Source organism: Halobiforma lacisalsi AJ5 (assembly GCF_000226975.2).
Lineage (GTDB): Archaea > Halobacteriota > Halobacteria > Halobacteriales > Natrialbaceae > Natronobacterium > Natronobacterium lacisalsi.
Genome location: NZ_CP019285.1, coordinates 2,197,470 through 2,212,999, shown reverse-complemented (window position 1 = coordinate 2,212,999; position 15,530 = coordinate 2,197,470). Strand labels below are relative to the sequence as shown.

At 63.4% G+C, this 15,530-nt stretch carries 10 protein-coding genes; 9 read left to right on the top strand and 1 reads right to left on the bottom strand.

Annotated elements, in window-relative coordinates:
* Positions 1–370: 370 nt before the first annotated feature.
* The gene (locus tag CHINAEXTREME_RS10580) at positions 371–3,007 is read right to left on the bottom strand and encodes a BGTF surface domain-containing protein (protein ID WP_076738722.1); all 2,637 of its coding nucleotides are present in this window, start codon (positions 3,005–3,007) and stop codon (positions 371–373) included.
* Between the two features lie 739 nt (positions 3,008–3,746).
* Between CHINAEXTREME_RS10580 and CHINAEXTREME_RS10575 the strand changes: the two genes are divergently transcribed.
* From CHINAEXTREME_RS10575 to CHINAEXTREME_RS10535, 9 genes are all read left to right on the top strand, one after another.
* Positions 3,747–5,294, top strand: a complete 1,548-nt coding sequence (locus CHINAEXTREME_RS10575) for a COG1361 S-layer family protein (protein ID WP_007143517.1) — start codon at positions 3,747–3,749, stop codon at positions 5,292–5,294.
* A gap of 10 nt (positions 5,295–5,304) precedes the next feature.
* A complete protein-coding gene (locus CHINAEXTREME_RS10570) occupies positions 5,305–8,223 on the top strand; it encodes an efflux RND transporter permease subunit (protein WP_007143516.1) in 2,919 nt (972 codons plus the stop codon).
* Between the two features lie 106 nt (positions 8,224–8,329).
* Positions 8,330–9,505: a sugar phosphate nucleotidyltransferase gene (locus tag CHINAEXTREME_RS10565; RefSeq protein WP_007143515.1), complete on the top strand. Its 1,176-nt coding sequence runs from the start codon at positions 8,330–8,332 to the stop codon at positions 9,503–9,505.
* Between the two features lie 3 nt (positions 9,506–9,508).
* Positions 9,509–11,311: a glutamine--fructose-6-phosphate transaminase (isomerizing) gene (glmS, locus tag CHINAEXTREME_RS10560; protein WP_007143514.1), complete on the top strand. Its 1,803-nt coding sequence runs from the start codon at positions 9,509–9,511 to the stop codon at positions 11,309–11,311.
* Positions 11,312–11,538: 227 nt separating this feature from the next.
* The gene (locus tag CHINAEXTREME_RS10555; RefSeq protein ID WP_010546613.1) at positions 11,539–12,078 is read left to right on the top strand and encodes a VanZ family protein; all 540 of its coding nucleotides are present in this window, start codon (positions 11,539–11,541) and stop codon (positions 12,076–12,078) included.
* A gap of 28 nt (positions 12,079–12,106) precedes the next feature.
* Entirely contained in the window at positions 12,107–12,727 is a 621-nt protein-coding gene (locus CHINAEXTREME_RS10550; RefSeq protein ID WP_007143512.1) for a hypothetical protein, read from the top strand.
* A 6-nt stretch (positions 12,728–12,733) separates the two neighbouring features.
* A complete protein-coding gene (locus CHINAEXTREME_RS10545) occupies positions 12,734–13,219 on the top strand; it encodes a metal-dependent hydrolase (protein WP_007143511.1) in 486 nt (161 codons plus the stop codon).
* 110 nt (positions 13,220–13,329) lie between these two features.
* Positions 13,330–14,094 (top strand): UTP--glucose-1-phosphate uridylyltransferase AglF, encoded by a 765-nt coding sequence (aglF, locus tag CHINAEXTREME_RS10540; protein WP_007143510.1) that lies wholly within the window; start codon positions 13,330–13,332, stop codon positions 14,092–14,094.
* A 157-nt stretch (positions 14,095–14,251) separates the two neighbouring features.
* Entirely contained in the window at positions 14,252–15,310 is a 1,059-nt protein-coding gene (locus CHINAEXTREME_RS10535) for a DUF4330 family protein (protein WP_010546612.1), read from the top strand.
* Positions 15,311–15,530: the final 220 nt, after the last annotated feature.

The following is a 15,530-nucleotide window of genomic DNA, read 5'->3' as shown; positions in this document are numbered from 1 at the left end:
ACACAATTCTGTAGGGGATCTCTCCACTTTCTCGGAACTACCAGCGGTCTGGTCAGTTTTCTAGCACGGTGGATCCCGTACCGCCCAGCCCAGATCGGACGAAGGCCGACTGTACAACGGTTCAACGTTGTCCACGTTCTCACTGAGCCGTCCCGATGGACTGGCTGTGGTGTTTAGTGCCTACAGACGACGGTTCGTATCGATTTCAGTGGCATCAGTGGTAACTGCCGGCTCCGATCGAAGCCATTCGGACGGAGCTCACGAACGGCTCTCTGGCTGTGAGAAGCCCGAAGCTAACAGTCACGTAGCGTCGAAAAAAGCGGGATGCGGCGGAAACTGCAGGCCGGCGTGAGCCGGTAGTTAGTCGGCGTTAGTTCTGGCGGCGCAGGGCGAGCATGGCGGCGGCGAGCAGCGCGACGACAGCGACAGCGACGCCGAAGCCGGGCGTCCCGTCTTCTTCGCCGTTGTCACCGTTCTCGCCGTTCTCGCCGTTCTCACCGTTCTCGCCGTTCTCACCGTTCTCACCGTTCTCACCGTTCTCACCGTTCTCACCGTTCTCCTTCTTGTCTTCGGAGACGGTCAGGGTGCCGGTGGCTTCCTCGTCGCCAGCGGAGACGCTCCACTCGATGTCACCAGCTTCCGAGGTGTCGAAGTCGAAGCTCTCGCTCCACTCTTCGTCAGGCTCGAGGGTGACGTTGTCTTCGCTGTAGGTGTTCTCGTCGTCGATGACGACGCCGATGTCGATCGTGTCGGCGGCGCCACCGTTGTTCGCGACGGTCACCTCAAGCGAGGCGTCTTCACCGACCTGAGTCTTCTCAGGTGCGGAGGTGTCGAGCTGGATCAGTGGTTCACCAGCGTCGACGAGTTCAGCGCTGAGTTCGTCGGATTCATCACCAGGGCCGTAGGCTTCGAGGTCGACACTGGTGTTGGCTTCGTAGTCGCTGAAGTCGAAGGTACCCAGGAAGGTACGGTCGTCGTCGACGAGCGTGTCGTTGTCGAGGACGAAGTTACCCGAGGAGGCGGCACGGACTTCGACTTCCGAGCCGGGGGCGATCGTCGTGTCGCCCGTGACGGCGGTATCCTCAGCGTTCGGGAGTTCTTCGTTCGCGTCGTCGAGGGTCAGTTCACGCTCGTCGAGCGTGAGGTCGCCTTCGACGTCGATTTCTTCGTCGGAGTCTTCGACGTAGGCGTTGTCCTCGGTGATCTGGATGTTCCAGGTGTAGTCTTCGTCAGCGTCGGCGTCAACCCACTCACCGTCGAAGTTATCGCCGATCTCGTAATCGTTACCGCTGAACTCATTCTCGAGGTCGTCGATCGGGACTTCGAGGATCAGCTGGTCACCTTCGTACTCGTCAGCGTTGACGAAGTTGAAGTCAAGCGGATCTGCATCGACGTCCGAGTCGACGAGAGCGCTGTTGTTCCAGACCTGGTCAGGCGAGTTTGCAGGCACGTCGTCCTGCTCGAGTTCGAAGTAGATATCCTCACTGGCGAGAGTTTCGCCGATGTTGTCACCGGCGTTGAACTGATCGAGCAGGCCAGAGGTGCCGAAGTCGTCGATAGTGACGATGAGGTGGTCGCCTTCGGCAACGGTCTCCGTCGACGTAATAGTGGACTCGTTGAAGTCCTCGAAGCTGCTCATGCTGTCGTCACCAGGCGCAGTGTGCGTGGCGACTTCACTCGCGGGCATCCGCGGCGACAGCACCAGGAAGTCACTGTCGTCGGTATCGTCGATTTCGGGCAGGTCCTGGTCATCGAGCGTCCACTGACCGCCCGTGGTCACTTCGTAGTCGCCCTTAGCAAGCGGATTGCTGAGGCCGTCGTCTTCGATACTGAACGTATCGAGCGTCTCGTAGTTGTCGTCGTCACCAACACCGTTGAAGAGGTCGTTCGTTGCGGGGGTGTTGTCGAGCTCGTCGTTGTAGAAGACAGTGTCGGAGATGTTGAGGTAGGCGAAGTGAATCTCAACGTCGTCCTGCTGGGCCTCGAACACGTCCTCGCTCAGCACGTCGAAGTCCGCATCATCGGAATCGACGTGCCCAGCACCGGCCGTGTGGGTGTTCATCGTGACGTTGATCTCGTCGTAGCCGTCGTCGGAGTTGTCCACGACGATGAGGCCAGCCTCGTAGCTGACGTCCTCGTATTCACCGACCTTAATGGCACTGTAGTCGGTCTCGTAGGGTTCGACGGTGATGTTCGACAGTTCACCGCGATCGACGTTTTCAGCGTTGACGTCACGTTCGACGTCTTCGTCAGTCACCGTAATGGACGCGTTAGCGGACGCGTACGAGTCAGTGACACTGAAGTTGAAGTCGTAGTCACCAGCGTCGATGTTGGTGAAGTCAAGGTCGTAGTCCGTCTGCTCGGTAGTATCCAGCTCGAACGTCAGGACATCTTCATCTTCGTGATAGTCTTTGTCATTGACGCCAGATGCGTCGTCGTTGTCATTGAAGACGTCCACAAGTTCGTCACTGTCGAGGTCTTCCGACGTGACGTTCACCGTCTGCACATCACGGTCGGACTCGAACTCGAGAGTTTCAACGCCGTCCTGAATGACGGTCCCACTACTGAACTCGGCACCGAAGTCCTCACTCTGGACCTGGAACGTTGCCTCTACCGAGCCCTGATAGCTCCCACCGGCGTTCGGATTCCGGATGTGGTACGGCTCATCAGCTTCGAAGTCTTCATCGATTTCGAAGCTAACCGAGCCTTCATCTTCGAAGACGCTTGCAATGACTTCAGCGTCCTCGTCAGGGAAGCCAGCACGGATCTCGGCGTCACTACCGAAGTTTGCAATCGTTACCTCTTGGCCAAGCCAAACCGGATCTTCGTCCGCTAGCTCATCTGCGTCAGTGAACGTAGGTCCGGATTCGTACGTGTCCTCCGTGTTCTGGTTGACCGCTGCCGCCGCGCCCGCAAACGCTGCGGACATGGCGACAACGGAGAGGACCATCATCGCTGCCAGGAACGCTGCACGTCCCTTTTCGCGATATGAAATCTCGCTTGTCATGTTGTGTTGTATTATGTTTCGATTGTCTGCATTGGTTAGCGCGCGATCAGCGGAGGCGACGTCAACGACCACCGTCCGACTGCGTCGGCAGCGCCTACTCGACCTCCGGGTAGGGGTATCAGAGAGATGTTGGCATCGCGTAATAAGTTTTGTGTTCGATTACTACGATTGCGGTACTATCTCAAAGACGTATTAATCGACCGATGGCGCGGACTCGAGCGTGCTATCTATCCGAATAGTAACTATCGGTCTCACCGACGATCGGCGGATTTCTCCTTTGTAATTGGAGAGAATACGTGAGTCACAATCGGTAGTTTCTGTAAGGGCCTCCCGTCGAGAACTCCGTACTGACACCCAGCTATGGCAACAACCGAAACGATTCACACGTCGATCACACGCCGGTCGTTCGATCGGACTGCATTGACTTTCAGTGGCTACGAAACGTGAGAGAGCGCCGATCGAGGTCGGTGAGTATGTCCGTATCGGCCGCTGCATGACTGAACATTCAATCAAAAAGGTTATATTCCTATTAGCCTCGTTAACTATCAATGAGAGATTATCGGAACCGAGAACAGTTTTGCGAAACCAGAGTTCAGCAGTACCGTAGATCTGTACCAAAGGTTTCTGTACCAAAGGTTGGCGCACCCGGGTGGAAAACGACGGACCAAGGCGAAAAATGAGCGGAAGAACCACACTCAAAGGCACGGCTATCGTTTTCTCGGCTATACTGGCCCTCGGAATGACGGTACCGATGCTCGCCGGAGCGGCCGTCGACGGAACCGAGATCGGAAAACCCGATGTCGACGTTCACCTCACGGATAACCAGCTCGAAACGGGAACCCAGGAGACGCTCGAGCTTGACGTGAGCAACGACGGGCGTCTCGATGCCGGTTTCGGAGAGCAAGTTCTCAACGTCCGTGCGGGCACGTTAGAAATTTCTGATTCCGGCCCGTTCGAATCCAAATCCGGGGAAGCCTCACTCGGGACGATTCCCGACGGACAGTCCGTCCCGGCAACACAACGGATCGAAGTCCCGAACGGCATCGAACCCGGTGAATACGAGATTACCGTCGAAGTTGACTACACCTACGTCTATATGGTGAGCGGTTCGACCTACGATCGACGTTCGACTACCGAAAAGGAGACAGTGACTGTCGTCGTGCCGAGCGATCCGCAACTCGCCGTCACTGATCTTATGACCGACGTCGAACCCGGTGGTAGCGGAGAAGCCAGGATAGAGATCGAAAATACCGGACCAGTCACTTCGAACCAGACACGAACGAGCATCACGTCCGGAAACGGCATCACTTTGGACGGTAGCACACCGGAAGCTCCCGCCGAACAGATCATCGGCGACCTCGAGCCGAACGAATCGACGACGATGACCGTCGACGTGGCAATCGACGAGAGCATCAGCGGCGGCGAGCGCCCCCTCGAGATCGACTTTACCTACGAGGACGAGAACGGCATCGAACGAGCGGCCAACAGCGTAACGGCGTCGCTTTCGCCGGCAGCAGAGCAGACGTTCGCCATCGACGACCTCGAGAGTACTCTCGCGGTCGGCTACGACGGAGAAGTGACGGGGACGCTCACCAATGAGGGGCCACGAACCGTCGATGACGCGGTTCTCGACGTCACTCCCCAGAGCGAGTCGCTGTTCATCGAGGATACCCGGTACGCCTTGCCCGAACTCGAGCCGGGCGAATCCACGGAATTCCGCTACCCGACGGACGTCAGCGGACAGGCCGACGCGGGACCGCGCCAGCTCCAATTTACGGTCGAGTACGGCAGCGGTGACCGGACGACGGCCACCGACGGCCCGATTTCGGAACGCGTCGTGATCGACGACAGGTACGAGGAGTTCTCGATCGAGACGGTCGCGGCCGACGTCCGCCAGGGCGAGACGAGCGAGGTCTTGCTCGAGATCACCAACGAGCGGCCGGAGACGCTGTCGAACGTGGACGCGAAGCTCTACGCGGACAGCCCCCTGGATGCGCCCAACAGCGACGCGTTCGTGAACGAACTCGAGCCCGGCGAGTCCGCCGAGATTCGGTTCGAGATCGCGGCCACGGCGGACGCGGCACTCGAGACGCACCCGGTCGAACTCGACTTCGAGTACGACACGGAACGGGGCGACACGGTGGTCTCGGACGTCTACCAGCACCCGATCGACGTCGGCGAGGGCAACGGCGACGACGGCGGAACCACAGTCGGCTCGATCGTGACGGTGATGGCGCTGCTTACGGGTGCGGGGCTCGGAATCGGGCTCTGGTGGCGACGAGCGTGACTGTTCACCGATGAGTGATTTCGACGCGCCGGGTGACGAAGCGGAGAGCGAGGAGTCGAACGGCTCGGACGACGTGTGGGCAGCCGTCGAGGGAGATGGAGAGATCGACGCCGACGGGAACCCGCCTCGAGACGCGAGGAAGACGGAGTCGGAAGCGGGAGCGGAAGCAGGCTCCTCGAGCAGCGACGTGAAAGGGGCTGGCGAACGGGAAGGGAGTTCCACGACTGGTCCCGGAACGGAAACCACGACCACGACCACGAGCGCGAGCGCGACGAAAGCGATCGGAGCGCTCGTCTCACGGCTCGGCTCGCGATTCGGGAGGGGAACCGACGATGCTGGCGCGAACACCGGGCCAGCAGAACGTGACGGGAATCGCGACTTCGGGAGCGGTGGAGCCGCTGGCCTCTCCGATAGTACCTCCAAAGCCGGCTCCGAGTCCAGCCCCGACGGCGGGAGCAAGGACCCGTTCACTCGTCGCATCAACCCTCTGATCACCGAACGGACCTGGACCGTCGTGCTCGTCTTTCTGCTCGTGACGGCCGTCTTCCTCAGTGGGGCGGTGGCCGGCGGCGGCGAACAGCAGGCCGGTACCGACCAGTTTACCGAGGATTCGGAGGCGCAGGAGGCGTTCGATGAAATGCAGGAGAACTTCGACCGCTCCGGTCGGGACGCCGGCGGCACCACCGCCCAGCTGTTCGTCACCGATCGGAACGACGGGAACGTCCTCTCGAAGCCGAACCTGTTGCGAATGCTCGAGTTCCAGGATCGGGTCGAGAACGAGGACGGTCTGCGGGTCGCCTCGACGACGAGTCCGGCGTCGCTGATTGCGACGCAACTCGATCCGGAGGCGACGACGGCCGAACGGCAGTACCGGGCGATCGAGCGAGCATCCCCGCGTCAACTCGAGGACGCGATCGCTCGAGCCGACGAGCGGATGGGGATCCCGGTAAGCACCGACTTCACCCGTGAATCGGCGCGCGCGGACGTCGCACAGGTAGCGATCACCTACGACACGCCGCCGATGTCGGAGACGAGCGATCACGCCCACCTGCAGTTCGAGACCCAGGAGATCGCCGACGAGATCGAGGGCTTCGATACGGACGACAACGTCGTCATTTTCGGCGACGCCGTGATCGAGGAGGAGACCGTCCAGTTGCTGGGGGATACGGCCATCGTCGTCTTCCCGGCGGCGATCGTCCTGATCCTGTTTTTCCTGCTGGTCGCGTACCGCGATCCGGTCGACCTCGCGCTGGGACTGGCGGCGCTGGTGATGACGATGATCTGGACGTTCGGATTCATGGGGTTCGCGAACATCCCGTTCTCGGACTCCCTGATTACCGTCTTCCCGCTGTTGCTCGCGGTCGGGATCGACTTCGGGATCCACATCATCAACCGCTACCGGGAGGAGCGGGGCACCGGAACGTCGATCGGTGACTCGATGGGGATCACGACCGACCAGTTGACGACGGCGCTGCTGATCGTCACCCTGACGACGGTGTTCAGCATTATGGCGAACCTGGTCAGCGACATCACGCGGGATTTCGCCATCGTCGCGTCCGCGGGGATGGTCTTTACGTTCCTCATCTTCAGTGTGTTCCTCCCTGCGGGAAAGGTCGGCTTCGACCGCCTCCGGGAGGGGACGCGGTTCCCGGAGTTCGGTTCCACCCCGCTCGGGCAGGAGAACTCGTGGATGGGCCGTGTGCTGCCGGTCGGCGTTCACATCGCCCGGGCGGTTCCGGTGCTCTTCCTCGTCGCGATGCTCGTACTCGGTGCGGGGGCCACCGCGTACGGGACCGGCGTCGACACCGAGTTCGATCAGGAGGCGTTCTTCCCCGACGAGGACCGGATCGAACAGTATCAGTCGCTTCCCGGCCCGCTCCAGCCCAGCGACTACACCTTCATGACGGTGCTGAACTACCTCGAGGAGGACTTCGATCGGAGCCTCGACGGCTCGGTGACGATATACGTCGCCGACAGCGATCTCAGGTCCGATCGCGGGCTCAGGGAGGTCGACCGCGCGGTCCGGAACCCGCCCGAGGCGTTCAAATCCGACGGCCGGGAGGCCGACGCCGACACCATCCTCGACGTCATCGACTCCCAGGCCGCGACGGATCCGGAGTTCGCCGCGACCGTCGAGCGGTACGACTCGCGCGGCGACGGGATCCCGGATCGTAACGTCGACGCCGTCTACGACGCGCTGTTCGCCTCCGACGGGGCGGACGACGCCGCCGATCGGCTGACGACGGACCGGAGCGCGACCCGGATCGACGTCCAGATCGACGTCGACGCCGACCAGGACGAGGCCGTCGCCGCCGCCAGGAGCGTCGCCGACGGGATGGAACTCGACGCGACGGCGACGGGGCAACTGGTCATCTTCGAGGCCGTGATCGAGAAGACGACCGAATCATCGATCAACAGCCTCGTCGTCGCCTTTCTCCTGACGATGGTCTTCCTCGTGCTTTCCTACTGGTGGCTTGAGGGCCGGGCGATCTACGGCGTCTTGAACCTGGTTCCGGTGTTGCTGGCGGTTGCCCTGCTTGCGGGCTCGATGCGGCTGTTCGACGTGCCGCTAACGCCGATCAACGCGCCGATCCTCTCGGTCTCGATCGGGCTGGGTGTCGACTACACCGTCCACTTCATGCACCGGTTCGTCGACGAGTACGAGAACACGGGCGACGTGCACGAATCGCTGCTCGTGACCGTCCGCGGGACCGGCGGCGCGCTCACCGGGAGCATGCTGACGACCGTCACGGGGCTGGGAGTGCTGTACCTCGCGTTGATCCCCCTGATCATGGAGTTCGGCCTCCTGCTCGCGCTCGGCGTGTTCTACGCGTGGCTGACCTCCATTCTCGTGTTGCCGTCGGTGATCGTCGTCTGGGACCGACTCGAGAGCGGAGACGGCGTTTCCGTCGGAGTTCCGGGTCGCTGATCCCGGCTTCGGGAGTCGAGGCAGTCCCGATCGGCCACTACCCTTACGGGTTCCAGCGGGAGACATACCACAAGACGTACACTGGATGCCACGAGAAACGCGTTCGATGTCCGTCCGATCCGCTATCGTCCTGGCCGCGGGAGAGGGGAAACGGCTCCGGCCGCTGACGCGACACCGGCCGAAGCCCATGCTTCCCGCCGGTACCAAACCGATCCTCGAGCACGTCTTCGACGAGCTCGTCGCGGCCGGAATCGAGGAACTGACAGTCGTCGTCGGCTACGGCCGGTCGGCGGTCCAGTCCCACTTCGGCCCCTCCTACCGGGACGTGCCGATAGAGTACGTCGTACAGGAACACCAGCTGGGCAGCGGTCACGCCCTCGCCGTCGCGGCATCGACGGTCGAGGAGCGGACGCTCGTCGTAAACGGCGACCAGCTGGTCGACCGGAAGATCGTCGGCGACGTGATCTCGACTCATGAGACCGACCCCGACGCGGTCGCGACCCTCGGCGTCATCGGTCACGACGACCTCGCGGAGTACGGCGGCGCCATCGTCGACGCCGATGGAACGGTCTCCGAGATCGTCGAAAACCCGACCGACGACCGAACGTACCGACTCAACGCGGGCGTCTACGCGCTCGAGGCCGAGGCCGTCGAGGCGATGACCGACGTCGAACCCACCGCCGGCGAGTTCTCGCTGGTCGACGGCCTCGAGGCGCTGGTCGACGACCGGACGGTCAGGGCGGCGGCGAGCGAGGGGATCTGGATCGACGCGACCTACCCCTGGGACCTGCTCGAGGTCGCCGAGACCCTCTTCGAGACCGGAACGGTGACCGGATCGGTCGCGTCGTCGGCGCGCGTTCACGGAACGGCGACGATCGTGGAACCGGCGGTCGTCGGCCCGGACTGCGTGATCAACGCCGGTGCCGTCGTCGGGCCGAACGTCTGTCTCGGACAGAACGTGACCGTCGGCTCGAACGCGACGGTCCGGCGCAGCGTCGTCGACGCGGACTCGCGAATCGGGTCGAACGCGACCGCGATCGACTGCGTTACCGGCCGCGGCGTCCGGATCGGTCCCGGATCGGCAGTCGTCGGCGGGCCGGGTGACGTCCGCGTCGACTCGACGGTCCACCGGGACGAACGCCTTGGAGCGTTGATCGCCGATCGGACCCGGGACGAGGGGGGCGTCACCTACGCCCCCGGAACGATCGTCGGCGCGGAGGCGACGATCCACGCCGGAGCGACGGTCCGGGGCTCGGTCGACTCGGAAACGGAGGTCCGGTAAGCGATGTGTGGAATCGTCGGTTACGTCGGCGTCGACGACGGGCCGGACGCCCTCGAGGTCCTGCTGAACGGGCTCTCGACGCTCGAGTATCGTGGGTACGACTCGGCGGGGGTCGCCCTCGCGAACGCGTCGCTTTCGGTCCACAAATCCGAGGGCGAGCTGTCCGAACTCCGGTCGACGCTTCCCGAGGAGTCCCTTCGCGGGGAACGGACCGGTATCGGCCACACCCGCTGGAGCACGCACGGCCCGCCGTCGGACGCGAACGCTCACCCCCACACCGACACCGAGGGTCGCGTCGCGGTCGTTCACAACGGGATCGTCGAGAACTACCAGGAACTGCGGGACGAACTGACCGATGCGGGTGTCTCCTTCGACAGCGAGACGGATACCGAAGTCGTGCCGCACCTGATCGCTTCACACCTCGAGGCCGGCGACGATCCCGAACAGGCCTTTCGGCGGGCGATCGACCGGCTCGAGGGAAGCTACGCGATCGCGGCGGTCGTCGCCGGCGGGGACGAGATCTTCGCCGCGCGAAACGAGTCGCCGCTGGTCGTCGGCGTCGGCGACGATGGCCACTACCTCGCGAGCGACGTGCCAGCGTTTATCGATCACACGGATCGAGTCATCTACGTCGACGACGGCGAGTTCGTCCGGCTCTCGGCGACGGGGCGGCGGATCACCGACGCCGACGGGGAGGTCGTCGAGAAGCCGGTCGAAACCGTCGACTGGGACGCCGAAGACACCGGCAAGAGTGGCTACGACCACTACATGCTCAAGGAGATCCACGAGCAGCCGACCGCGCTCCGCCAGTGTCTCCGCGGACGGGTCGACGAGCTAGCGGGCGAGATCACGCTCGACGACCTCGACGGGCTCGAGCACGACGGCCCGATCCAGTTCGTCGCCTGTGGGACCTCGTATCACGCCGCCGTGCACGCGGCGACGATCTGTCGCGAGCGCGGTATGCGCGCGAACGCGTACGTCGCGAGCGAGTACGCGGCCGATCGAGTTCCGGTCGACGGGGAAACGCTGGTCGTCGGTGTCACCCAGAGCGGCGAGACCGCGGATACCCTGCGGGCGCTCCGGGAAGCGAAGCGCTCGGGGGCCCGGACGCTCGCCGTCACTAACACCGTCGGCAGTTCCGTGACGCGTGTCTGTGACGACACGCTGTATATCCGTGCCGGCCCGGAGATCGGCGTGGCGGCGACGAAGACCTTCGCCAGCCAGCAGATCGCGCTCACCCTGCTGGCCGGGCAGTTGAACGGCGGCCTCTCTTACGACGCGATCGAGGCGCTCCGGTCGGTCCCCGACCAGGTACAGACGGTGCTCGATACCTCGGACGCGAAGACCGTCGCGGAGGAACTGGTCGGCTCCGACGCCTTCCTGTTTATCGGCCGCGGGCTGGCTTACCCGGTCGCCCTCGAGGGTGCGCTGAAGTTCAAGGAGATCACGTACGAACACGCGGAGGGATTCGCTGCCGGCGAACTGAAACACGGTCCGCTCGCGCTGGTGACGGACGAAACGCCCGTGTTCGCGGTCGTGACCGGCGACGGGGAGACCGCACGGAAGACGATCTCGAACATCAAGGAGGTCGAGGCACGCGACGCGCCGGTCGTGGTCGTCACCGACGGACGATCAGAAGCCGAGCGGTACGCCGACTACGTGCTCGAGATTCCGGCGACCGACGACGTCGGTGCGGCCGTCGTCGCGAACGTCCAGTTGCAACTCGTCTCCTACTGGGTCGCCAATCTCATGGGACGGTCGATCGACAAACCACGGAACCTGGCGAAGAGCGTGACAGTCGAGTGAGCAGTGAGCGGGGCGACCGTCTTCGAAGGGGCGTCGGTATATCGAACCACCGTGTCGGACGTCGACGTTCTCCGGTTCCTTTCGACGGACCATGTCCCCACCGGGAAGGCAGTCCGGCCGGATAGCACGGAAACCACCGCCTGAACGATCGCAGTTCGTTCTTTACTAATTCGATAGGAGAAGCCACGACGTACGTGGCGGTCAGGTTCCCGCTCTTCCCACGATCCGTGCGTTGGACGACGACCGGCGTCGTCGCCGCGGCGATCTGTTACTGGTCCCTCGTTACGACGCCGCCCGCGTTCTCCTGGCCCGGAACGGGAGTGTTGCTCCCCGACCCGGCCGTCACCACCAGCGGATTGTACGCGACTGGACTCGAGCGGCTCCCACGCTCCACCCACCAGCACGCGCTGGCGTACGCGACGCTCGCTGTCACCCTCGGTTACACACTGGTTGACGATCGAGGGTTGGAGCCGCGAGAGGGACTGGTCGTGGTGCTCGTCGTGGCTGGGTTCGGCGGGGCACTCGAGGTCGCACAGCTGTCGCATCCGGCCCGTGTCGGTTCCCCGATCGACGCGATCGTCAACGGACTCGGCGCGACTGCCGTGTCGATCTGGTACGGCCTCGAGCGCCGAGTCGAGTTCGTTCCCGTCACCGTCCTGCCCGTCCTCCGGAAACGTTCCGGCGCAGCGGTCCGTTTCCTCGAGCAGTCGCCCGACGACCCCGGATCGGCGGGCAGTGGGGAAACGGAAAACGGAACGGTCAAGTGAGAAATCCGCGAGCACGTAGACGAACGGAATGCGTCTCGCAGTCAGAGCGACCGTCGCCGTCGTCCTGCTCGCCGGGGTGGTGGGGCTGTGCGTTCACTACGGAGCCACCTACGAGGAGAACTGGCCGCACCCGACCGGGGAGCAACTCGACGCGGAGTACGATCGCCACGTCGACGATCAGGTGCTCCTGTTCGGCGAGGTACAGGACGTCAACCCGGACGAGACGATGGAAATTCACGTCACCGACTCCGCGGACGAGGTGGTGGCGGAACTCGAGGTCGACGTCGGGTCCGACCCGAAGGGGACCACCGTCGACTCTCCCGGGACCGATTCGATCCGGGGCAAAGCGACGCCCCTCGATCCATCCGCCGTCGAACCGGGCGGGGTCGTACAGGTCTACGGCGAACTCGAGGCGGATCGTTCGATGACGGCCGACGAGGTAGTCGTGGTCAACCCGGGCCCGGACGCCGCGACGTACAAGCACGGGACGTCCGTCCTCGGAATCCTGCTTGCGGTGGGGTACTTCTTCCGGCACTGGCGGCTAGACGGTCGACGGCTCGGGTTCGAACCGCGGACCGCAGGGAAAACGGAACGTATCGGGGCGGACGTAGAACCTGAGCAGCGACCGAACGGGAGCCGGAACGGGTGAGACTCCGTGGCTGAACTCCTCTCCCACGTTCTCGTGGCCTACGTCTGTTTTACCGTCGCGAGCTGGAAACTCGACTGGCTCACGAAACGGTGGGTCGCCGTCGGAACGATCGGCGCGCTCTTGCCCGATCTCAATCGGATCGGACTGTTCGTCTCCGACGCGTCGCTCGAGGCCGCGTTCGGCGTGCCGTTTCGTATCGGCGCGATTCACACCCTCGGGGGAACGCTCCTGCTGGCGGGTGTCGGAGCGGTCGTCGTCGCCGACGAACACCGGCGGGCGTTCGGCGTGTTGCTCGCCGGGGGTCTCTCGCACCTGTTCGTCGATGCGCTGAAGGTGTATGCGGACGGAGCGGCGGGTGCGTGGCTGTATCCGGTCACCTGGCTTCGGCACCCGACGCCGAACCTCTACGTGTCGTCGGATCCGTGGGTACTCCTGTCGGCAGGAGCGCTCGCGGCCGTCGTGGCCTCCATCGACCGCTATCGAACCCGATGAAAGACCGCCGTGTGACGATCGAACCGTTCGTCGCGGCTGGGGGAGGGATGCGATCGAACTGGTACGCCAAGCAAGAAGACATATGTAACTCCAGTTGGTCGAATCGAATTATGCAAGCTGTCGTACTCGCAGCCGGAAAGGGGACGCGGCTGCGGCCGCTGACCGATGACAAACCGAAGGGAATGGTCGAAGTCGACGGGAAACCCATTCTCACGCACTGTTTCCAGCAAGTCGTCGACCTCGGCGCCGAGGAACTCGTCGTCGTCGTCGGCTACGAAAAGGAGCAAATCATCGAACACTACGGGGACGAGTTCCGGGGCGTGCCGATCACGTACACCCACCAGCGCGAACAGAAGGGACTGGCTCACGCCCTGCTCACCGTCGAGGACCACATCGACGAGGAGTTCGTGCTCATGCTCGGAGACAACATCTTCCAGGCGAACCTCGAGGACGTGGTCAACCGCCAGCGGGAGCAGCGAGCCGACGCGGCGTTCCTCGTCGAAGAAGTGCCCTGGGAGGAGGCCTCCCGATACGGGGTCTGTGACACCAACGAGTACGGCGAGATCACCGACGTCGTCGAGAAACCCGACGATCCACCCTCTAATCTGGTGATGACCGGGTTCTACACGTTCACGCCGGCGATCTTTCACGCCTGTCACCTGGTCCAGCCCAGCGACCGCGGCGAGTACGAACTCAGCGAGGCGATCGACTTGCTGATCCAGTCCGGTCGGACGATCGATGCGATCCGGATGGACGGCTGGCGGATCGACGTCGGCTACCCGGAGGACCGCGAGGAGGCCGAACGTCGGTTGCAAGACGAACGAGACGGGGCCCAGCCTTCGCCCGAGAGCACGTCCGAGGCATCCGAGGGATGAAGGGGAGGGGAATCGAACCCGTCACCGTTGCCGAAATGGGCGCGTTCGTCTCACCCAGTCGTGATGATACAGACGGTACACCTCCCAATATGAACACCGGTGTAGACACGGCTGCAGCCTCGACTCGAGCCGCTTCGATCACGATTCGGAGGAAGCCATGCCATTGATCGACGAAGAGGGGAACCTGTTCGGCGTCGTCAACGTCATCGACGCGCTCGTCGTTTTACTGGTCCTCGCGGTCGTCGTCGCAGGGGTTGCGGTCGTCGGCGTCCTGGGGTCCGACGAAGACCAGGAACCGGACTCCGACGTGGAGCCGGTCGAGCAGCCGGAGACGAAGTACCTCACGCTCGACCTGGGGCACCAGCCCGACTACATCGCCGAACGCGTCGAAGCGGGTGATTCGTTCGCGGTAACCGACGAGGAGTCGAACGTCGACGGGACGTTCTCGATAACGGACGTCCACGTTACCTCCACGGTCGACGACGAGCGGAACGCCCACGTCGTCGTTCGGGCGGAGGTCACGGGCGACTACCCCCGAATCGGGACGGACCTCCGGATCGAGACCGACGAATACGTCGCACAGGGCAAAGTGACTGCCCTCGACGACGACGGAACGTCCCTCGAGACGACGACCACGCCGGTCCTGCTCGAGACGACGGTCTCGGAACGAACGGCTACGGGGATTACCGAGGGCGATACGGTAACGTTTGGAAACCACACCGCGGCAACGGTCACGAACGTCCGACTATACCCGGTCGGGCCGGACCAGTACCGCGTACTCGTCGGCGCCGACCTGCACACCCACTCGAGAGCGTCGGCACCGACCTATGCAGGAGCACCAGTGTCGACCGGGACCCAGTTCACCCTGCCGTTCGACGGCTACGAACTCGTCGCCGAGGTGGTCGACCCGGCGACCGACGAACTTCCGGGTGAGCCGTCGACCGCGACCGCCGACGTCGAACTCGAGGACGTCCCGCCGGAAATCGCGGACGGGCTCGAGGCGGGACTCACCGAATCCATTCGGGGAGAAACGCTCGCAACGGTACAGTCCGTCGACCGCAGGGACGAAGGAAACGTGACGCTGACGGTCGAACTGCAGACACGGGAGACCGAGACCGGGCTGCAGTTCCACGGCGAATCGATCCGTGACGGCGACCGAATTATCCTCGATTTCGAAACGACGCTGATCGAGGGAACCGTGACACGACTCGACTGAGATGCTCGAGAGCGCACGCGAACGATCGACGGCGGTCCGAACGCTCGACGAGGTAGCCGCCCGTGTTCGGACCGCGTGGGAGCAGTCACGAGCGGGATCGATCGTGCGTGGGCGTGGTTTCGGTCACGCGCCACAGTCCGAATCCCACGACTGTGAGTCCGGGCCGTCGGAAAGAGCCGATCGATCGAATCGGTCTCGATCTCTTCCCCACGAGCGACTC

Coding starts and splice junctions, on each gene's coding strand:
- CHINAEXTREME_RS10550 (WP_007143512.1), top strand. CDS start 12,107: ATGCGTCTCGCAGTCAGAGCGACCGTCGCCGTCGTCCTGCTCGCCGGG.
- CHINAEXTREME_RS10565 (WP_007143515.1), top strand. CDS start 8,330: ATGTCCGTCCGATCCGCTATCGTCCTGGCCGCGGGAGAGGGGAAACGG.
- CHINAEXTREME_RS10570 (WP_007143516.1), top strand. CDS start 5,305: ATGAGTGATTTCGACGCGCCGGGTGACGAAGCGGAGAGCGAGGAGTCG.
- aglF (WP_007143510.1), top strand. CDS start 13,330: ATGCAAGCTGTCGTACTCGCAGCCGGAAAGGGGACGCGGCTGCGGCCG.
- CHINAEXTREME_RS10535 (WP_010546612.1), top strand. CDS start 14,252: ATGCCATTGATCGACGAAGAGGGGAACCTGTTCGGCGTCGTCAACGTC.
- CHINAEXTREME_RS10580 (WP_076738722.1), bottom strand. CDS start 3,007: ATGACAAGCGAGATTTCATATCGCGAAAAGGGACGTGCAGCGTTCCTG.
- CHINAEXTREME_RS10575 (WP_007143517.1), top strand. CDS start 3,747: ATGACGGTACCGATGCTCGCCGGAGCGGCCGTCGACGGAACCGAGATC.
- glmS (WP_007143514.1), top strand. CDS start 9,509: ATGTGTGGAATCGTCGGTTACGTCGGCGTCGACGACGGGCCGGACGCC.